The 19350-nt window shown below is 75.1% G+C and carries 16 protein-coding genes and 1 pseudogene; 3 read left to right on the top strand and 14 right to left on the bottom strand.

Translation table 11 applies throughout. The features are described 5' to 3' along the window. Positions 1–69 precede the first annotated feature (69 nt). From topA to bldG, 6 genes are all read right to left on the bottom strand, one after another. Positions 70–2949 (bottom strand): type I DNA topoisomerase, encoded by a 2880-nt coding sequence (gene topA, locus ACFY00_RS24880; RefSeq protein WP_388033829.1) that lies wholly within the window; start codon positions 2947–2949, stop codon positions 70–72. Between the two features lie 348 nt (positions 2950–3297). Further along, positions 3298–3849, bottom strand: coding sequence for a DUF3592 domain-containing protein (locus ACFY00_RS24875; RefSeq protein ID WP_388033752.1), 552 nt, complete (start codon positions 3847–3849; stop codon positions 3298–3300). 292 nt (positions 3850–4141) lie between these two features. Further along, on the bottom strand, positions 4142–5647 hold the full coding sequence (locus ACFY00_RS24870) for a methyltransferase (protein WP_388033751.1): 1506 nt from the start codon (positions 5645–5647) through the stop codon (positions 4142–4144). 211 nt (positions 5648–5858) lie between these two features. Then, positions 5859–6530 carry a small secreted protein gene (locus tag ACFY00_RS24865; RefSeq protein WP_388033750.1) on the bottom strand — a complete coding sequence of 224 codons (672 nt, stop codon included), beginning with the start codon at positions 6528–6530 and terminating at the stop codon, positions 5859–5861. A gap of 158 nt (positions 6531–6688) precedes the next feature. Beyond that, positions 6689–7108, bottom strand: coding sequence for an ATP-binding protein (locus ACFY00_RS24860; protein ID WP_388033749.1), 420 nt, complete (start codon positions 7106–7108; stop codon positions 6689–6691). Between the two features lie 158 nt (positions 7109–7266). Then, positions 7267–7608, bottom strand: a complete 342-nt coding sequence (bldG, locus tag ACFY00_RS24855) for an anti-sigma factor antagonist BldG (RefSeq protein ID WP_014136695.1) — start codon at positions 7606–7608, stop codon at positions 7267–7269. A 222-nt stretch (positions 7609–7830) separates the two neighbouring features. On the opposite strand from bldG, the gene ACFY00_RS24850 reads away from it, so the two are divergent. Both ACFY00_RS24850 and ACFY00_RS24845 read left to right on the top strand, forming a co-directional pair. Next, on the top strand, positions 7831–10185 hold the full coding sequence (locus ACFY00_RS24850; protein ID WP_388033748.1) for a DEAD/DEAH box helicase: 2355 nt from the start codon (positions 7831–7833) through the stop codon (positions 10183–10185). A 52-nt stretch (positions 10186–10237) separates the two neighbouring features. Next, positions 10238–10411 (top strand): hypothetical protein, encoded by a 174-nt coding sequence (locus ACFY00_RS24845; RefSeq protein ID WP_388033747.1) that lies wholly within the window; start codon positions 10238–10240, stop codon positions 10409–10411. Here the strand turns inward: ACFY00_RS24845 and ACFY00_RS24840 are convergent. The 7 genes and pseudogenes from ACFY00_RS24840 to ssd form a co-directional block, all read right to left on the bottom strand. Beyond that, positions 10339–10563, bottom strand: a pseudogene (locus ACFY00_RS24840) (Rv3654c family TadE-like protein); the annotation flags it as partial. The gene ACFY00_RS24845 and the pseudogene ACFY00_RS24840 overlap by 73 nt on opposite strands. A gap of 127 nt (positions 10564–10690) precedes the next feature. Then, positions 10691–11029, bottom strand: coding sequence for a TadE family type IV pilus minor pilin (locus tag ACFY00_RS24835; protein ID WP_388033746.1), 339 nt, complete (start codon positions 11027–11029; stop codon positions 10691–10693). Between the two features lie 43 nt (positions 11030–11072). After that, the gene (locus ACFY00_RS24830) at positions 11073–11327 is read right to left on the bottom strand and encodes a DUF4244 domain-containing protein (RefSeq protein WP_388033745.1); all 255 of its coding nucleotides are present in this window, start codon (positions 11325–11327) and stop codon (positions 11073–11075) included. A gap of 201 nt (positions 11328–11528) precedes the next feature. After that, positions 11529–12317 carry a type II secretion system F family protein gene (locus tag ACFY00_RS24825; RefSeq protein WP_388033828.1) on the bottom strand — a complete coding sequence of 263 codons (789 nt, stop codon included), beginning with the start codon at positions 12315–12317 and terminating at the stop codon, positions 11529–11531. Between the two features lie 259 nt (positions 12318–12576). Next, positions 12577–13488 (bottom strand): type II secretion system F family protein, encoded by a 912-nt coding sequence (locus ACFY00_RS24820; protein WP_388033744.1) that lies wholly within the window; start codon positions 13486–13488, stop codon positions 12577–12579. Positions 13489–13651: 163 nt separating this feature from the next. Beyond that, the gene (locus ACFY00_RS24815; protein ID WP_388033827.1) at positions 13652–14911 is read right to left on the bottom strand and encodes a TadA family conjugal transfer-associated ATPase; all 1260 of its coding nucleotides are present in this window, start codon (positions 14909–14911) and stop codon (positions 13652–13654) included. 387 nt (positions 14912–15298) lie between these two features. Beyond that, positions 15299–16399 carry a septum site-determining protein Ssd gene (gene ssd / locus ACFY00_RS24810; RefSeq protein ID WP_388033743.1) on the bottom strand — a complete coding sequence of 367 codons (1101 nt, stop codon included), beginning with the start codon at positions 16397–16399 and terminating at the stop codon, positions 15299–15301. 604 nt (positions 16400–17003) lie between these two features. Between ssd and ACFY00_RS24805 the strand changes: the two genes are divergently transcribed. Then, on the top strand, positions 17004–17843 hold the full coding sequence (locus tag ACFY00_RS24805; RefSeq protein ID WP_388033826.1) for an HAD family hydrolase: 840 nt from the start codon (positions 17004–17006) through the stop codon (positions 17841–17843). Positions 17844–18274: 431 nt separating this feature from the next. Here the strand turns inward: ACFY00_RS24805 and ACFY00_RS24800 are convergent, their stop codons facing one another. After that, the gene (locus ACFY00_RS24800) at positions 18275–19165 is read right to left on the bottom strand and encodes an oxidoreductase (RefSeq protein WP_388033742.1); all 891 of its coding nucleotides are present in this window, start codon (positions 19163–19165) and stop codon (positions 18275–18277) included. Positions 19166–19350 lie beyond the last annotated feature (185 nt).

Raw genomic sequence — 19350 nt, 5'->3', positions numbered from 1 at the left:
GTAGCGAGTGCGGGTGCCCGTCCTTAACGGGCCCGCCCGGATTCGAACAGGCCCGTTACGGAGTGTCCGTCAGCTCTCCTCGGAACCGCCGTCCGCGGCGCCGGTCTCCCGGGTGGCCGCGGCCTTGGCGGTGGTCTTCTTCGCCGCCGTCCTCTTCACGGTCGTGGTCTTCTTGGCCACGGTCTTCTTGGCGGCGGTCTTGGTCGCCGTCGCCTTCTTCGCCGCGGTCTTGGTCGCGGTGGCCTTCTTCGCCGGGGCCTTCTTGGCGGTCTTCTTCACCGGCCCGCGGGCGCGCTTCTCGGCGAGCAGCTCGTACGCCCGTTCGGGGGTGATGGTCTCGACCTCGTCGTCCTTGCGGAGCGTCGCGTTGGTCTCCCCGTCGGTGACGTACGGGCCGAACCGGCCGTCCTTGACCACCACGGGCCGCTCGCTGACCGGGTCGTTGCCGAGCTCCTTGAGCGGCGGCGCGGCGGCGGCCCGCCCGCGCGCCTTGGGCTGGGCGTAGATGGCCAGCGCCTCGTCCAGGGTGATGGACAGCAGCTGGTCCTCGCTGGTGAGCGAGCGCGAGTCGGTGCCGCGCTTGAGGTACGGGCCGTAGCGGCCGTTCTGCGCGGTGATCTCGTTGCCCTCGGCGTCGGTGCCGACCACCCGCGGCAGCGAGAGGAGCTTCAGCGCGTCCTCCAGCGTGACGGTGTCCAGGTCCATCGACTTGAACAGCGACGCGGTGCGCGGCTTGACGGCGTTCTTGCCGGTCTTCGGCGTGCCCTCGGGCAGCACCTCGGTGACGTACGGGCCGTACCGGCCGGCCTTGGCGACCAGCGGGTTGCCGCTGACCGGGTCGGTGCCGAGCTCGCGCTCGCCGCTGGGCTTGGCGAACAGCTCCTCGGCGAGCTCGACGGTCAGCTCGTCCGGCGGCAGGTCCTCGGGCACGTCGGCGCGCTGGCCGGGCTCGCCCTCGACGGCGGCGGGGCGCTCGACGTACGGGCCGAAGCGGCCGACCCGGAGCACGATGCCGTCGCCGATCGGGAAGGAGCTGATCTCCCGGGCGTCGATCGCGCCCAGGTCGGTGACGAGCTCCTTGAGGCCGCCGAGGTGGTCGCCGTCGCCGTTCCCGGCGTCGGCGGCGACGCCGACCGCCGCGTCCGCCTCGCCCGCGCCGAAGTAGAAGCGCTTGAGCCACGGCACGGACTCGGCCTGGCCGGCCGCGATCCGGTCGAGGTCGTCCTCCATCTTCGCGGTGAAGTCGTAGTCGACCAGTCGGCCGAAGTGCTTCTCCAGCAGGTTGACCACCGCGAAGGACAGGAAGGACGGCACCAGGGCGGTGCCCTTCTTGAACACGTACTTGCGGTTGATGATCGTGTCGATGATCGAGGCGTAGGTGGACGGGCGGCCGATCTCCCGGTCCTCCAGCTCCTTGACCAGCGAGGCCTCGGTGTAGCGGGCCGGCGGCTTGGTGGCGTGGCCCTCGGGGGTGAGCTTCTCGGCGGCCAGCGGGTCGCCCTCGGTGACCTGCGGCAGGCGGCGCTCGCGGTCGTCCAGTTCGGCGTTCGGGTCGTCCGCGCCCTCGACGTACGCCTTCAGGAAGCCGTGGAAGGTGATGATCTTGCCGGAGGCGGAGAACTCGGCGTCCCGCCCGTCCGCGGCCCGGCCGCCGACCCTGACGGTCACCGACTGGCCGACCGCGTCCTTCATCTGGGAGGCGACGGTGCGCATCCAGATCAGCTCGTACAGCCGGAAGTCGTCGCCGCCCAGCCCGGTCTCGGCGGGCGTGCGGAAGCGGTCCCCGGACGGGCGGATCGCCTCGTGCGCCTCCTGCGCGTTCTTCACCTTGGAGGCGTAGGTGCGCGGCGCGGACGGCAGGTAGTCGGCCCCGTAGAGCTGGGTGACCTGGGCGCGGGCCGCGGCGACCGCGGTCTCCGACAGCGTGGTCGAGTCGGTGCGCATGTAGGTGATGAAGCCGTTCTCGTACAGCTTCTGCGCGACCTGCATGGTCCGCTTCGCGCCGAAGCCCAGCTTGCGGCTGGCCTCCTGCTGCAGCGTGGTGGTGCGGAACGGCGCGTACGGGGAGCGGCGGTACGGCTTGGACTCGACGCTGCGGACGCTGAACGCGGTCTGCTGCAGCGCGGCGGCCAGCGCGCGGGCGGCCTGCTCGTCCAGGTGCAGGGTGGTCGCGGCGCTCTTCAGGCGGCCGTCCGGTCCGAAGTCGCGGCCGGTGGCGACCCGCTTGCCGTCGACCGAGACCAGGCGGGCCCCGAAGGACTCCGGGTTGGCCGCGTCGGCGGCAGTGCGGCCGGTGCCGAAGGTGCCGATCAGGTCCCAGTACGAGGCCGAGGTGAAGGCGATCCGCTCGCGCTCGCGCTCGACGACGAGCCGGGTGGCCACCGACTGGACGCGGCCCGCCGAGAGCTTCGGCATGACCTTCTTCCACAGCACGGGGGAGACCTCGTAGCCGTAGAGGCGGTCCAGGATGCGGCGGGTCTCCTGGGCGTCGACCAGGCGCTTGTTCAGGTGCCGCGGGTTGCGCACGGCCTCCTGGATCGCGTCCTTGGTGATCTCGTGGAAGACCATCCGGTGCACCGGCACCTTGGGCTTCAGCACTTCCTGCAGGTGCCACGCGATGGCCTCGCCCTCGCGGTCCTCATCGGTGGCGAGGAAGAGTTCGTCGGACTCCTTCAGCAGCGACTTCAACTTGGTGACCTGGGACTTCTTGTCCGCGTTCACCACGTAGATCGGAGCGAAGTCGTGGTCCACGTCGACGCCGAGGCGACGCACCTCGCCGGTGTACTCGTCCGGGACCTCGGCTGCCGTGCCGGGCAGGTCACGGATGTGACCGACACTGGCCTCGACGATGTAGCCGGGCCCGAGGTAGCCCTTGATCGTCTTGGCCTTGGCCGGCGACTCGACGATGACGAGTCGCTTGCCGTGCGCGGTCTCGCTGCTCGGGGACACCTTCGCTCTTCTCTCCCGGTCGTTCACCAAAGCTCCTGGGCTGCCGTAGCGCGGCACCCCCACCAGCGGAGTGTGACCGTACCCCGGCCACCCTTGTCAAACGGACGGAACCTGCTTTTTCACCGGCAAGGCCGACCGACGCCACTCGAACGGTAACCCGATGGCAGGCCCGGGGGCATGTCTTTCCCCGGCAACCACGCCCTTCGCCGGGTGCCGGCTGGGTGTCGGCGGCCCCCCGGGGAACGGCCGGAACCCGCCCCCGGGGCCGCCGGACGACCCGCTCCCGGATCCGGAGGAACGCGCTCCGTGACCGTCCGACCCGCTCCGCCGCCCCCCGGCGCGGGCGCGTCAGCGCAGCGCCACGGCCAGCAGCGTCAGGCCTCCGGCCAGCGCCGACGTGGCGAGCAGCGCCCAGAACAGGTCGGCGGGCAGCGAGGGCAGTTCCTCGTGCGCGGCCAGCACCACCCGCTCCGGCCGACGCGGGTCGTAGGCGACCTGGACGGCCGCGCCCGGCGCCAGCCGGACCGGCCGCCGCAGCGGCGTGCCGCCCCGCGGCCGGGCCAGCACCAGCCGGTACGACTCGCCGGGCCCGTCCGGCCCGGCGGCCGGGTGCAGTTCGTGGACGACGCCGTGGACGGGCCCGGCGCCGACGCCGCTGCCGACGCCGGTGTCCGCGGTGCCGACGGTCCGGACGCCGGGCGCCTCCACCGGGTAGGACAGCAGCGGGCTGCTGTCCATCGCACCGGCCTGGTCCGGGTCGGCCACCACCTGCGCGGTGGCGGGCACGCCACGCCGACGCAGGTGGTGGCGAAGGCGCAGTTCCACGGCGCACCACAGCAGCAGCGCGCTCCCGAAGACCGTCAGGACCGCCCCGCCCACCAGCGTCGTCGGCGTCTCCATCCCGGCCCTCCCCTGCGCTTCCACAGCCTGTGGACAGCACCCTGGCAGCCGGTGGACAACCGGCGGCGGACGCCCGGAGTACGCCCGGCCACGCGCGGGGAACGACGAGGTGAACACGCCGCCGACGGCAGCCCGGCCGCCCTGCGGGGCGAGCCCGGACCGCGCGGGTCACCGCCCCCGCCTGGTGACCAACGTCACCGCGGCCCGGGGCCGACAGGCACGGCCCCGGCACGGCCCGGCACGCCCTCGGCACGGCGGGCAGGCGGGCAGGCGGGCAGGCGGGCAGGCGGGGTCAGCGCACCGGTTCGACGAACCCCTGCTCGGTGAGCAGCCGCAGCGACTCGGGCACCCGCTCGCGCAGTTGCGCCGCGTCCTCGCCGAGCAGGTGGGCGATCGCGTCGACGATCTCCCCGGCGGCGAGGGTGCCGTCGCAGACCCCCACGAAGCCCGCGCCGACCGTGTCGACCTTGGTGGCCCGGCGCATGCCCCGGTTGTGCCGGAGCACCACGTGCTCCGGGTCCTCCGAGCCGGGGTCGCCGATCTGCTCCTGGACCACCTCGTCGGCGAGCAGGTAGCGGGCGGCGAGCAGCCCGGCGTCGTCGTGGGCGCGCAGGAAGTCCTGCCGGGCGAACCACTCCTCGATGTGCGGGCCGAGCGGCTGCTCGACGGGGTGCGGCCACTCCTCGATCCGCACCACGGGCTCGGCCGCGCCGGAGGCCCGCAGGGTGATCCAGCCGAAGCCGATGCCCTCGACGCCCGCCGCCTCGAAGCCGTCCAGCCACTCCTCGTACCGGGCGGCGTACTCCTCGCCGCGGTGGTCGCCGCCGTCGCGCAGCCACAGCTCGGCGTACTGGGCGACGTCCTGCACCTCGCGCTGCACCACCCAGGCGTCCAGGCCGGTGCCGGCCACCCAGTCGGCCAGCCGGTCGTGCCAGTCCTCGCCCTTGACGTGCTGCCAGTTCGCCAGCAGCTGGCAGCAGCCGCCGGGCGCCAGGTGGGCGGCCGCGCCGCGGACCACGCTGCGGCACAGCTCGTCGCCGGGCATCCCGCCGTCCCGGTAGGTGAACCGGCCCGCCGGGGAGATCACGAACGGCGGATTGGAGACGATCAGGTCGAAGCGCCGGTCGGCGACCGGCTCGTACAGGCTGCCCTCGGCGGTCTCCACCTGGTCGAAGCCGGAGAGCGCGGCGGTCAGCCGGGTGAAGTGCAGGGCGCGCGGGTTGAGGTCGGTGGCGGTGACCCGCTGGGCGTGCCGGGCCGCGTGCAGGGCCTGCACGCCGGAGCCGGAGCCCAGGTCCAGCACCTCGCGGACCGGTCGGCGCACCGTCAGGTTGGCCAGCGTGGTGGACGCCCCGCCGACCCCGAGCACCAGGTCGCGCCGCTCGACCCCGGCGGCCGTCCGGCCCGAACCGATCCCGCCCGCGCCGCCGACGGCGCAGCCCAGGTCGGACACCACCCAGGCGTCGGCGCTGGGCAGCCCGGCCACCTCGTCGGCGTACGGCCGCACGTCCACGGTGGCGCGCAGTCCGTCCCCGTCGGCCGTCAGCCAGCCGTCGGCCAGCAGGCCCTCCAGCAGCCCGCCACCGGGCAGCGCGGCGGCGGCCGCGGCCCGGGGCACCGGGCGCTGCAGCAGGAACAGCCGCACCAGGGTCTCCAGCGGCGAGCCGCCGCGGGTCGCCCGCAGCGCGGGAACGGCCTCGCTCCGGGCCAGCGCCGCGTACGCGGTCGGGCCGAGCAGGTCCAGCAGTCCGTCGGCGGTGAAGGAGGCGCTCAGCAGCGCCTCGCGGAACTCCGCCATCCGGCCGGAATCAAGAACGGGGCTGTTCGTCACCCCGCCATTCTCCCCCGCCCGGTACCTCGTCCGCCCCGCCGACCGGTCCGCGCCCGCCGTCCGCCCCGAGGTCCGCCCCGCGGTCCGCCCGGGCGGACGGGGAACGGCCGATCCGACGGCACGTCAACCCGTCTCGCCGGAAGGGCACCCGGCCCGGCGACGTCCCAACGCCGGAGCCTCAGTTCTTGGCGGGCGAGGGCGAACCGGACGGCGCGGCGTCCCCGGACGGGCTGCCGGAGGCCGCCGGGGAGGCGCCGTCGCCGGGTGTCGGGGTGCCGGTCGCACCGGAGGACGGCTGCTCGGAGGCCGCGCCCGTCCCCGCGGCACCGGCCTTGCAGCCGGGCTGCTTCTTCATCGCGTTGCCCAGGTCGCCGCTCTGCAGGGCGGCCAGCGCGGAGGTGGAGACCTGGGAGAGCTGCTGCACCTGGTCGCCGACGCTGCGCAGCCCGTCCGCGAACTTGGCCTGGTCGGTGCTGGCCAGCGCGTCGAGCTTCTTCTGGGCGTCCAGGTAGCCCTGGGCCACCTGCTTCAGCTCGTTGACGGCGTCCTGCTGGACCTTCGCCCCGTCGTCGATCTTCGGCGCACCGGCCTTCTGCACCGCGTCGGCCAACTGCTGGTTGGTGGTGGCGAGCGAGGCCAGGTCGGTGGAGAGCCGCTTCTGCAGGTCGGCGGGGGACTCGCCCTCCTTGACGTTCGCGGTGTCCGCGAGGGCGGTCCGGGACTGCGCGACCGGGTCCTTGGCCGCGTCGCAGACGCTCTTCGCCCAACCGTCGAGTTTCGCCGCCGAATCGTCGGCGGTGCAGCCGACCGCAGCGAGCGCGAGCAGCGCGCCGAGCGCGGGAACGGTCACCAGTCGCTTCTTCACCGGAGGCCCTTTCGGTCACTGACGCCCGGCTCCGGGCATCGCCAGCGAACCTACACGCCCGTCCGGCCCCGCCCGCCGGGCAGGCCGCACCGCGGCAGGACCGAACCGGGGCCCGACCGTCGGGAACCGGCCGTCCGGCGGGTTCAGACCGTGACGGAGACCGGGGCGACCGGCCAGCTCATCCGGATCACGCCGCCGTCGGAGCCGTTGCCGACCTCGACGTCCTCGACCAGGCCGGTGATCACCGCGAGGCCGAGCGCGTCCTCGTCCTCCGGGTCGCCGCCGTTCGCGGCGGCCCCGGCGGCGTGCGCCGGGCCGGCCTCGTCGGCGACCTCGATGAGGAACCGCTTCTCCTGCTCGGTCAGCGCCACTCGGACCGCGCCGTCCACGCCGTTGCGCTGGTGCAGCGCCACGGCGCGCGAGCAGGCCTCGCCGACGGCGAGGCGCAACTCGTCGAGCACCGACTCGTCCACCCCGGCCCGTCTGGCCACCGCGGCGGCCACCAGCCGGGCGGTGCGCACATGCTCGGGAAGCGCGCTGAATCGAAGTTCGACGGTTGCCATGTCTCCCCTCCGGGGTTGCTCCCCGCTCGCCGGACGCACCGGCCCGCACGGCGGGGGCGGGGACACCGACCACGCCGGCCGGGCAGGGCACGGGGCCCGGCCGACCGGCGGCGGTCGATCGAAGTGATTCGGTTGGAACGACCGATCGACAGGAGTCGTCAGTCGGTCGCGGCGACGGCCTCGTCCACCGAGTTGTGGATCGGGAACACCTTGGTCAGACCGGTGATCCGGAAGATCTTGAGGATGCGCTCCTGGTTGCACACCAGGCGCAGCGAGCCCTCGTGCGCACGCACCCGCTTCAGGCCGCCGACCAGCACGCCGAGGCCGGTGGAGTCGAGGAAGTCGACGCCCTCCATGTCCACCACGAGGTGGTAGTTGCCGTCGTTGACGAGCTCGACAAGCTGCTCGCGCAACTTGGGGGCGGTGTACACATCGATCTCGCCGCCAACCTCGACGACCGTGCGATCGCCGACAGTACGGGTCGACAGGGACAGGTCCACGGAACCTCCAGCACCTTGCCTTGCTACGTCATTGCGATCTTCAACCCGGCGGCTGCCACCGCAGGGTCGCAGGGCCAGGGCGCGGCAAACCGGCAGGTCGGAGCCTCGGCGTTGCGGCCCTCGGCCATGCGGCCGTCACGGGCTTCATTCAACCACCTGCGACCACGGGCGCACGATGGTTAACAGCGATTCTCCGTCACGCCGGTGACACACTGGGTCTTCATGCCGCCCCGTCACCACCAGCCCGAAGCCCTGCTCGCGACCCTTTCCACCGAGCGCGGCAGGTCGGATCGCCTCACCCATACGGAGCACCTGCCCGCCCGCGCGGCCCGGTATGCGCCCTGGCCGGAAGGAATCCGTCAGGAGGTGGTCGCCGCGGCCTCCCGCCTCGGCGTGGTGCTGCCCTGGGCGCACCAGGCGGAGGCGATGGACCTGGCCGGCGCCGGACGGACCACGGTGATCGCCACCGGCACCGCCTCGGGCAAGTCGCTGGGCTACCTGGCCCCGCTGCTGAGCGAGCTGCTGACCGGCACCGAGGCCCGCAACGGCCGCGGCGCGACCGCCCTGTACCTGGCCCCCACCAAGGCGCTGGCCGCCGACCAGCGCCGCCGCGCCGCCGAACTCGTCCCCGACCGCGTCCGGGTCGCGCTCTACGACGGCGACACCCCGCCGCAGGAGCGCGAGTGGGTCCGCCAGTACGCGTCCTACGTGCTGACCAACCCGGACATGCTGCACCGCGGGATACTCCCGGCCCACCCGCGTTGGTCCTCCTTCCTGAAGGCGCTGCGGTACGTCGTGGTCGACGAGTGCCACACCTACCGCGGCGTGTTCGGCTCGCACGTCGCCCAGGTGCTGCGGCGGCTGCGGCGGCTGTGCGCCCGCTACGGCTCCGAGCCGACCTTCCTGCTGGCCTCGGCGACCACCGCCGAACCGGCCCTCACCGCCGAACGGCTCACCGGCCTGCCCGCCACCGCCGTGACCGAGGACTGCTCCCCGCGCGGCCCGATGGTGTTCGCGCTCTGGGAGCCGCCGCTGACCGAGAACACCGGCGAGCACGGCGCGCCCGTCCGCCGCAGCGCCACCGCCGAGGCCGGGTACCTGCTCACCGACCTGGTGCACGGCGGCACCCGGACGGTGGCCTTCGTCCGCTCCCGGCGGGCCGCCGAACTGGTCGCCCTGCAGGCCCAGGAGCAGCTCGGCCAGCCGCTCGCGGCCCGGGTCGCCGCGTACCGCGGCGGTTACCTGGCCGAGGAGCGCCGCGCCCTGGAGCGCGACCTGCACACCGGTCGGCTGCTCGGCCTCGCCTCCACCTCCGCCCTCGAACTCGGCGTGGACGTCTCCGGCCTGGACGCCGTCCTGCTGGCCGGCTACCCCGGCACCCGGGCCTCGCTGTGGCAGCAGGCCGGGCGCGCGGGGCGGGAGGGGCAGGGCGCGCTGGCGGTGCTGATCGCCCGGGACGACCCGCTGGACACCTACCTCGTCCACCACCCCGAGGCGCTGTTCGCCACCCCGGTGGAGGCCACCGTCCTCGACCCGGACAACCCGCACGTGCTCGCCCCGCACCTGTGCGCCGCCGCGGCCGAACTCCCGCTCACCGACGCCGACCTGGAGCTGTTCGGTCCGTCCACCGCACCGCTGCTGCCGGTGCTGGAGCGGCGCGGGCTGCTCCGGCGGCGCTCGGACGGGTCCTGGTACTGGACCCGCCGCGAACGCGCCGCCGACGGCGTCGACCTGCGCGGCAGCGGCGGCAGCCCGGTGCAGGTCGTCGAGGCCGACACCGGGCGGCTGCTCGGCACCGTGGACGCCGAGGCCGCGCACACCACCGTGCACACCGGCGCCGTCCACCTGCACCAGGGGCGCACCTACCTGGTCCGCGAGTTCGACCTGGAGTCCTCGGTCGCCCTGGTCTCCCCCGCGAACCCGCCGTACACCACCTCCGCCCGGGACGTCACCTCCATCGCGATCCTGTCCACCGACACCACCGAGGAGTGGGGCGAGGCCCGGCTCAGCTTCGGCTCGGTGGAGGTCACCAACCAGGTCGTCGGCTACCTCCGCAAGCGGATCTCCACCGGCGAGGTCCTCGGCGAGAGCAAGCTCGACCTGCCGCCCCGCACGCTGCGCACCCGCGCCGTCTGGTGGTCCGTCACCGAGGACCAACTCCTGGACGCACTCGTCCCGTTCGACCAGCTCCCCGGCGCCGCCCACGCCGCCGAGCACGCCTCCATCGGCCTCCTCCCGCTGTTCGCCACCTGCGACCGCTGGGACATCGGCGGTGTCTCCGTCCCGTTGCACCCCGACACCGGGCTGCCCACCGTCTTCGTGTACGACGGCCACTCCGGCGGCGCGGGCTTCGCCGAACGCGGCTTCCGGCGCGCCGTCGAGTGGCTGACCGCGACCCGGGACGCCATCGCCGCCTGCGAGTGCGAGCGCGGCTGCCCGTCCTGCGTCCAGTCCCCGAAGTGCGGCAACGGCAACGAACCGCTCGACAAGGCCGCCGCGATCCGCCTCCTCACCGCCCTCCTCGCCGGAGCCCCGACCCCGCCCGCCACCGGGGAGGAGCCGACCGGAAGCGACTGACCCGGTACGACGGCCGGGCCCACCGGACCGATCGGACCCGCCGGGCCCGCCGGTGAACGCCGTCTCGTCCAACTCCCCGGCCCAGGACCGGATCGGTCCCGCCCGGGCGCGGGCCAGGGCCGGGGCGAGTGGCACCGGGACGCCGCGGACCGGCGCCCGGGCCACCACCTCCACCGCGTCCTGCTCCGGGAACACCCGGCAGGAGACCAACTCGACCCCCTCCTGAGCCCTCGTCAACTCCGCGGCCCGCCCGCAGCCGCCGTCCTCGTCGAGCAGCAGCCGGCCCGCGGCGGCCAGGGCCGCGAGGTCGGCCGCCGACTCGGCGCGGTGGCGGGCGGCCACCACCGACCCCAGCGCCAGGCAGGCCGAGAAGACCACCACCCCGAGCGACCCCAGGGCCACCAGCCAAACCGTCGCCGACCCGCGGTCGTCCACCGCCCCCGACGACGCCCCGTTGCCCCGCACGGCCCCACCTCCTCCTGTCCGTTCCGAACCGCCGTCCACATCACCCGTCACCCACCGGCACGTCCTCCCGGGCACCCACCGCCGTGGCCGTGAGCCGGACCGAGAGCAGGGCCGCCAGCCTTCCCGGACCCGGGCAGGGGGCCTCGACGGTGGCTCGGACGGTGGCGGCGCCCAGGTCGATGGCGACCTTCGCACCGCTCGGCGCTGCGGCGGTGGCCCTCGCCAGCGCGTCGGTGTCGCCGCGGGCAGCGGCCCGGGCCCCGATCCGGGCCGCGTCCACGCAGCGGATCTGGGCACCGGCCGCCACCACGCCCCAGGTCAGCATCGCCGCCAGCAGCACCAGGGCGGGCAACCCGACCGCGGTCTCGGCCGTGACCATCCCGCCGTCCGCCGCGCCCCGGCCGCCGCCCGCGGGTCTCCGGTCAGACCGCATGCAGGGCCCGCCCGAGGATCTCGGCCAGCGCCCCGGAGACCGTGCTGCTGGTCACCACCTTGTAGAGCACGGCCGCGAAGGCACAGGCCGCCACGGTGCCGATCGCGTACTCGGCCGTGCTCATCCCGGCGTCCGACGGACCGGCCGCCACCCTCCTCCGGTAGCGGTGTCGGAGCCGACCGCCGAGTCGACGGGCGGCTAGCAGCACGGCGGTCGGCCGGGCGGCCAGGACGGACTTCTTCATGAGGGGGCCCTTCCACGGGAACGGATTCGAACGGAATTGGTCGAAATTGAATGGACTCGAACTGGCTCGAACTGGCTTGGACTGGCTTGGACTGGCTTGGACTGGCTTGGACTGGCTTGCGCGAACCTGGATCGGCGCGAGCTGGTGGTGTGCGTGGAACTGCTCGGCCCCGAACGGGCTCGGCGCACGGGCGGCACGGCCTCACAGGCGCTGGGAGAAGGCCGCGGTCAATCCCGTGACCACCGGCACCACGCCGATCAGTACGAAGGCGGGCAGGAAGCAGAGCCCGAGCGGTGCGGTCGCCAGCACGCCCGCCCGTCGGACCCTTGCGTGCGCCGCGCGGGCGGCGGCCGCTCGCTGGGACTGGGCCAGGCCCACCAGGGCCGCGGCCGGTGGGGCACCGCTGAGGCTGGTACGGGCCAGACAGCGGGCGAGCGGGGCCAACGGCGGGCAGTCGTCGGCCAGTTGCCCCCAGCAGTGCTCCGGCCCGGCACCGAGGGCGAGCCGGGCGGCGGCTCCGGAGAGGCGCTCCCGCATCGGGGACGGCACGCTGTCCGCCACCGCGGCGGCCGCCGCGGCCGGAGAGCTGCTCGACCCCAGGCAGGCCGCCAACAGCTCTGCGGTCAGCGGGAGCTGACGGACCAGCCAGTCGTGCTCCGCGGCCCGTCGCCGCTCGTCCGGCGACCGCACCCGGGGCAGCAGTCGCCAGGCCGCCCAGCCGACCAGCAACCCGGCCGCCGCGCCCACCCCGCCACCGACCAGCACCCCGGCCGACACGCCCAGCAGCACCGCCAGCGGCCGGTCGCCCGCCAACCGGCCGAGCCACCGCCGTACGGTCGCCCCGGCCCGCGCGCACCGCCCATCGCGCACCGCGGAGGCCGACACCGCCGGAACGCACCGCGCGATCCGTCGGCGAACCGCCCGCTGGCGCAGCCCCACCAGCACCTCCCCGGTCAGCCCGGCGACCGCCGTCGGCACCAGGAACGTCATCGCACTCACCTCGCCTCCCTCGTCCGCCACTCGTCGACACCGACACCGACCTCGACAGCGGCACCGGCACCGGCACCGGCACCGACCCTGTCCGGCCGCGCCGCTGGGTCGCCGCGCACCCGCACCACCCCTCGCCGTTCCGCAGGCCCGCTCACCCCCACCGGCTCGCCCACCCCGGCGCCGACTGCGGCAGGCCCCCGGCCGGGAGCGCATCGCGCCGCCGGGAGATCCCACAGCGGTCGGCCTCGGGCCCGGCCGGTCAGGGACGGGCCGGAGCGGCCTCGGCAGCCCGGACGATCCGGGCCGTCCAGACGATCCCGGCTGCCTCCAGCGCGGCCCCGGCCAGCAGGCCGAGCAGGCCCACGGGGGTGTGCAGCAGGACGTGGACGGGGTGCGCCCCGAGTGCCGCGCCCAGGGCGAGGCCGACGGCGGGCAGCGCCGCGAGCACCGCCATCGTGGTGCGCGGGCCCGCGAGTTCGCTCGCGATCTCCTCGGCCAGTGCCTGCTCGGCCCGCAGTGCGTCCGCGACCTGTTCCAATCCGACGGCCAGGCCGGTGCCGCTCTCGGTGCTGACCTGCCAGCAGGCCGCCATCGCCGCCGCGCCCGCCCCGCCCGGCAGTTCGGCCACCAGGCGGAGCGCCGCGGGCAGGTCCGCCCCGTAGCGGCCCGCCACCAGCCGGGCCGCTGGTTCGGCGCCGAGCCGACGGCCCCAGTCGGGGGCGGCCCGGCTGAGGACCGCGTGCATGGCCTGCCCGGGGGTGGCGCCGCTGCGCAACTCGCCCGCCAGGCCCGCGCACAGGTCGATCACCGCCGAGGCCCGCCGCCGCGCCGCCCGGGCCGCGCTCCGTCCCGCCCGCCAGCGCCGGAGCGGAACCATCCCGCCGGCCGCCCCGAGCAGCGGGAGCACCGAGGAGGTGCGGTGCCCGGCCACCGCCCCGAGCGGGAGCAGCAGCAGTTCCGGCACCAACCAGACCGGCCGCCGACGCCGCCACAGCGCCCGCACCCGGTCGGACCGGCCGAACCGGCCGCCCGCCCCGGCCCGGCCCCGCCGCCCGGAGAGCAGCCGCCGCGCCCGGCCGCCGCCGCGCGCCCGGCGGCCCACCCCGAGCAGCCAGCCCGTCCCGAGCAGTCCGCCGACCGCCCCGGTGACGCCCCCCAGCAAGGTCGCCACGCAGGCCGCACCGTACGGTCCGACCGCTCCCGCGGGCGCCCCGGCGCCCGTCGTCACCGCCACCACCATCACGGCCTCCTGACCGCGGAGCGCAGCAGGTACCACGCCAGCGCCCCGATCACGCACAGCCCGAACACCCAGACGCACTCCAGTCGGCCCGTCGTCATGTCGTCTCCTCAGCGGTCTCGGTGACATCCGTTCCGGGTTCCTCGGGCACCTCGGCTACCTCAGGCACCCCGGCTACCTCGGGCGCCCCGACCGCCACGCCCGCCCCGTCCGGGCACGGCGGCAGGTCGACGCCGCGTCCGGCGCACAGCTCCCGCAGCCGGGCCCAGCCGGGGCCCGGGCGGGCCCGGCCGTCGCGCTCGAAGCGGACGGCCGCGGTGGTGGAGGTCAGGCCGTCGGGTCCACCGATCAGCAGGTGGAGCCCGGTGACCCGGCGGCGGCCGTCGGCGCGGTCCCGGTCGAGGTGGACGACCGCGTCGAGGCCGGCCCGGAGTTGGCTGTGCAGGGAGTGCCGATCGAGGCCCGCGAGCGAGCCGAGGGCCTCCAGCCGGGCGGGCACGTCGGCCGCGGTGTTGGCGTGCACGGTGCCGCAGCCGCCCTCGTGGCCGGTGTTCAGGGCCGACAGCAGGTCGACCACCTCGGCGCCGCGGACCTCGCCGACCACCAGCCGGTCCGGCCGCATCCGCAGCGCCTGCCGGACGAGGTCGCGCAGGGTCAGTTCGCCCAGCGACTCCTGGTTGGGCGGGCGGGACTGCAGGCGGACCACGTGCGGGTGGTCCGGGCGCAGTTCGGCGGAGTCCTCGGCCAGCACGATGCGTTCGTTGCCGGGGACGAGGCCGAGCAGGGCGGCGAGCAAGGTGGTCTTGCCGGTGCCGGTGCCGCCGGAGACCAGCAGCGAGAGCCGGGCCCGCAGGACGGCGGCGAGCAGGTCCGCCCCGCTCGGGGGGAGCGCCCCGGCGGTGACCAGTTCGGCGAGGGTGAAGGGCCGGTTGCGGCTGGTGCGCAGCGAGATGTGGGTGCAGTCGGCGGCGATCGGTGGGAGGACGGCGTGCAGCCGGGTGCCGTCGGGCAGCCTGGCGTCGACCCAGGGGCGGGCGTCGTCGAGGCGGCGTCCGGCCGCGGTGGCCAGCCGGTGGGCGAGCCGCCGGACGGCGTCGGCGTTCGGGAACCGCACCTGGTGGACGCGTTCCAGGCCGTTGCCGCGGTCGACCCAGATCCGGTCGGGGCCGTTGACCAGGACGTCGGTGACGCCGTTCTCGGCCAACAGCGGGTCGAGCGGGCCCGCGCCGACGATCTCGGCGCGCAGGGCGCGCACCGCGGTCAGTACGTCGGCCCCGCCGAGCGGGGGCCCGGCGGCGCGCAGGGCGGCGGCGACCGAACCGGCGGTGGGCGGCGCCCCGGCCTCGGCGAGCCGCATCCGGACGGCGTCGACCAGTTCGGCGGCCTCCTCCGGACTCGGCCCGGTGGCGTGGCCGGGCGGCGGCCCGTCGTCCGCCGGGGCGGCGGGCGGCTGCCGGTGCACCAGGTAGCGCACCGGAGGGGCCTGTCGGGGCTCGGGGGCGGGCGGCCCCTCCCCGACCGGCCGGGCGGCGTCCGCGGGCCCTGACGGGGCGCTGACGAGGTTCCGGGCGCGTGGCACGGCGATCCGCCGGTGGGCTCGGGCGAGCGGCCTCCGGAGGGCCCGCTGCTCGCCCTGGTGGCCCTCCGCGGTGCGGGAGTCGCTGCGGAGATCGGCGCGGGGGTCGGTGGGGGCATCGACGGTGTGGGCGTCGACGGTGCGCAGACGGTTGGTCACGGTTGCTCCTCAGGCCGCCACGACGGGCGGCATCGCTTCGGTCAGGAACCGCCCGCAGAACCGGGCGAGCGGCCCGCGCTCCCGCAGGCCGGGCGGGGCGCCGCGTTCGACGTCCAGGGCGAGGCCGGGCTCGGGGGCGAGCTCCCCGGCGAGCCGCAGGTGCAGGCCGCGGGCGACGTCGGCGGCGGTGAGCCCGGACGGGCCGGGGGTGCGGACGACGGCCCGCAGGTCGGCGAGCCGCATCCGGACGGCTGCGGCGACCCGGTCGGCGGCCGCCAGGGCGCGCAGTTCGGCGGGCACCACGAGCAGCCCGGTGTCGGTCTGTTCGAGGGCCTGGGCGGCCGCCGCGTCGAGCTGTCTGGGCAGGTCGAGGACGACCAGCCCGCCGCGTCTGCGGGCGGCAGCCAGGACGCTGCGCATGGCTTCGGCGGGGATGGCCAGGGTGTCCGACCTGTCCCAGGACAGGGCGCTGAGCCGGTGCGGCTCGGGCAGCGCCCCGGCCAGTTCGGCCCCGCTGATCCGGCCGCGGGAGGCGGCCAGGTCGGGCCAGCGCAGCCCGTCGGCCTGTTCGGCGCCGAGCAGGACATCGAGCCCGCCGCCGAGCGGGTCGCCGTCGATCAGCATGGTGCGGTGCCCGGCCCGGGCGGCGCAGACCGCCAGGGCGCAGGCCAGCGTGGAGGCTCCGGCGCCGCCGCGCCCGCCGAGCACGGCGACGGTGAGCGCGGGCGGCCCGACGCCCTCGGTGGCGTCGGCGATGCGGTCGAGCAGCCAGGGCTGCGCGTCGGGCAGGAAGAGCACGTGCTCGGCGCCGAGCCGGACGGCGCGGACCCAGATCTCCCCGTCGTCGAGGTCGAGGCCGAGCAGCAGGACGCCGGGCCGCCGGGCCAGGCCGGCGCACTGCTCGGCGAGGTCGTCGCCGACCAGGACCAGCGGGGCGTCCTCCCAGAGCCGGGCGGGCGGTGGGGCGCCGCTGAGGAGTCGGGGCTCGGCCCCGGCGGCGGCGCACAGGCGGACGAGCTGCTCGGCGAGCGCGTCGTCGGCGGTGAGGATCAACGGCCCGGGCGGGGGCCCGGGCGCGGTGGCGTGCGGGTCGGTGACGGAGGCGGACAAGGCGGTCCTCCCGTGGTGCGGGGACGGTCTGACGGCGCGTCTGCCGCGGCGCCCCGGACGGGGCTCTGCGGGGTGGCGCGGACACCACGGTGAAGGACGGCGGGGAATGCGTCAGTCGACTTCCGATTGCCTGTGGATAACCCGCCCCTGTGGATAACCGAGGTCACTCGGACGGGGGCTAAAGCGACTGGGAATTGACGCATCGGGCATACCGATATGACACTCGCGCCACTACGCAGAGTGACAAAAACTTGGGGTGCGAAGGAACCTCGACAACGACTCCCGAGCCGCTGGAGCACCCCCTGCAACCACTGGCACCACCACTCCCTGGAAGCTCAACTACCAAGGAAAACGGGCCCGGACATGCGACGACCCCCGCCGGGGGGGAGAGCGGGGGTCGTCTATCCACGGCCCGGCTCGGGGGGGAGGAGCCGGACCGGGTTAGCACGGTCGCGCGAACGATCCGTGACTTCCATGGTGTACCCGACCGGCCAGAAACACAAACCCGCACGCCCGCAGGTCCACCGAATGGCCCTCCCTTTTGGTCGCCCCTCTATCCTCGGATCCCGTGGACACCACCGAGAACGCCGACGAGAACGCCGACATCGCCGACCGCGGCCCGGGCCGGACCGGCTACGGCGTGCCCCGCACCGCCGCCTTCTTCGACCTCGACAAGACGATCATCGCCAAGTCCAGCGCGCTCGCCTTCAGCCGGCCGTTCTACCAGGGCGGCCTGATCAACCGCCGCTCGGTGGTGAAGAGCGCGTACGCCCAGTTCGTCTTCCTGGTCGGCGGCGCGGACCACGACCAGATGGAGAAGATGCGGGCCTACCTGTCCGCGCTGACCCGCGGGTGGAACGTCCAGCAGGTCCGGGAGATCGTCGCGGAGACCCTGCACGGCATGATCGACCCGATCATCTACGACGAGGCGGCCTCGCTGATCGAGCAGCATCACGCGGCCGGCCGCGACGTGGTGATCGTCAGCAGCTCGGGCTCCGAGGTGGTCGAGCCGATCGGCCAACTGCTGGGCGCGGACCACGTGATCGCCACCCGGCTGCACGTCGAGGAGGGCCGCTACACCGGCGAGATCGAGTACTACGCGTACGCCGAGAACAAGGCCGCGGCGATCCGCGAGCTGGCCGAGCGGGAGGGGTACGACCTCGCCAACTGCTACGCGTACAGCGACTCCTCGACCGACCTGCCGATGCTGGAGACGGTCGGCCACCCGGCCGCGGTGAACCCGGACCGGGCGCTGCGCAAGGAGGCGACGGCCCGCGAGTGGCCGGTGCTGGTGTTCAGCCGGCCGGTCGAACTGACCCGCAGGCTGCCGGAGTTCCACGCGCCGAGCCGTTCGGTGGTGGCCGCGGTGGCGGTCGGCGCGGCGGTGCTGACGGCCGGGGTGCTCTGGTACAGCGCTCGGCGGCGGCGCCCGGCCGCGGCCTGAGCCGCGGCGCTCCGGGCCCGGCGGGCCCGCTCGCGGCTCCCGCGGCGGGCGCGCCGACCGGTGCGCCAAATCGGACAAAACTCGACGCAAGCCGTCAAAGACTCCGTTTTCGGGTTCCTCTTTCGGGCGATTTGAGGTAGAAATGGGTTACGGCCCGCGAGACCCGGTCAGGACCCCAAGAGGTCGAACCGACAACGCAGTTAAGGCCCCACGGACCGACGTACGGACAATCGGGCACCCACATGCAGCCGACCCGCTGACGGGCCGCCGCACCAGGCGAACGGGCACAGGACCCCGCCTGATGGGCACTGAACGGTGCATGCTCTGGTAACCCGGTCTCCGTGCCAGCGGCGACGCCCGGAAGTCTCGGACGTCGCCGCAACCGCGTTCCGGCACCGGCGGAACGCGCCGCCGGAACGCGCCGACCGGCCTCAGACCATGCCGCGCTGCATCGCCTCGCACACCGCGGTGCTCTCGCGCACGCCCAGGCCCAGCCCGGCGGCGCAGTGCACCACCCAGCGGGAGACCCCCTCGGGGGTGCCCTCCAGGTAGCCGAGCAGGGCCCGGCGGTAGGCGGCGGTGCCGAGTTCGGCGAGGCCGACCTCGGCGGGGCAGATGGCCTTCGGGTCGAGCCCCTCGGCGGTCAGCACGATCCGCTGGGCGGCCCGGGCGACCAGGCCGTTGTGGCTGCCGAACGGGCGCAGCGCGAGCAGTTCGCCGTGCACCACGGCGGCGACCACCAGGGCGGGCGCACCGCCGGTGGGGCGTTCGGCGCGGGCGGCGAGCAGCCCGGCGAGCTGGTCGAGACGGGCGGCCGCCTCGGCGGGCGGGGGCGGCGGCGGGAGTTCGCCGACCGGGCCGTCGGGGGCTCCGGCGGCCGCGGTCTCGGTGGCCGCCACCTCCACCGGGAACAGCGGTCCGGCCTGCTCGCCGTCCCGGCGGGGGCGGCCGGCCGCGGGATCGTCGTCGCCGACGGCGAGCAGGTGGAGCCGGGCCAGCACCTGGAGCGGGGAGGTCCGCCAGACGCTGAGCAGTTGACCGGCCTCGGCGGAGAGGCGCAGCGCGGCGCCGACCGTGCGGGCCTCGGGGTCGGCGCCGAAGTCGGTGCGGCGGCGGACCTCCTCGAGCGGCCAGTCCGCGCCCTCCAGGGCGGCCGAGGCGCGGGCGCCGCGCAGGGCCGATTCGGAGGTCACCTCGCCCGCCCGGCGCCGCATCACGCGGTGCCCGTAGAGGCGGTCGACGTTCTTGCGCACCTCGGCGACGGCCTCGGGGACGCCGTCGAGCTGGGCCAGCGGGGCGAGCGGGTCAGTTCCTGTGGTCACCTACCCGAGGGTAATGAGTCCACGGAGCGGACGGGAGGCAACCCCCGGGTCACCCTTTCGTGGCAATCCGCCATTCCCTCGTGTGCGAGGCCCCAAACCACCGCTAGCATGGCCAATAATCGGTGACGATAACGGTTTCCAACAAGCATCGGGTCGGCGAGGACCGGCGGGTGCCACAGCCAGAG

It is taken from the genome of Kitasatospora sp. NPDC001540 (assembly GCF_042894345.1).
Classification (GTDB): domain Bacteria; phylum Actinomycetota; class Actinomycetes; order Streptomycetales; family Streptomycetaceae; genus Kitasatospora; species Kitasatospora phosalacinea_C.
Note: the sequence above shows the minus strand (reverse complement) of the source record. Positions and strands in the feature narration are given on the sequence as shown.

Coding starts and splice junctions, on each gene's coding strand:
- ACFY00_RS24875 (WP_388033752.1), bottom strand. CDS start 3,849: ATGGAGACGCCGACGACGCTGGTGGGCGGGGCGGTCCTGACGGTCTTC.
- ACFY00_RS24870 (WP_388033751.1), bottom strand. CDS start 5,647: ATGGCGGAGTTCCGCGAGGCGCTGCTGAGCGCCTCCTTCACCGCCGAC.
- ACFY00_RS24860 (WP_388033749.1), bottom strand. CDS start 7,108: ATGGCAACCGTCGAACTTCGATTCAGCGCGCTTCCCGAGCATGTGCGC.
- ACFY00_RS24850 (WP_388033748.1), top strand. CDS start 7,831: ATGCCGCCCCGTCACCACCAGCCCGAAGCCCTGCTCGCGACCCTTTCC.
- ACFY00_RS24835 (WP_388033746.1), bottom strand. CDS start 11,029: ATGGTCACGGCCGAGACCGCGGTCGGGTTGCCCGCCCTGGTGCTGCTG.
- ACFY00_RS24830 (WP_388033745.1), bottom strand. CDS start 11,327: ATGAAGAAGTCCGTCCTGGCCGCCCGGCCGACCGCCGTGCTGCTAGCC.
- ACFY00_RS24825 (WP_388033828.1), bottom strand. CDS start 12,317: ATGACGTTCCTGGTGCCGACGGCGGTCGCCGGGCTGACCGGGGAGGTG.
- ACFY00_RS24815 (WP_388033827.1), bottom strand. CDS start 14,911: ATGCGGCTCGCCGAGGCCGGGGCGCCGCCCACCGCCGGTTCGGTCGCC.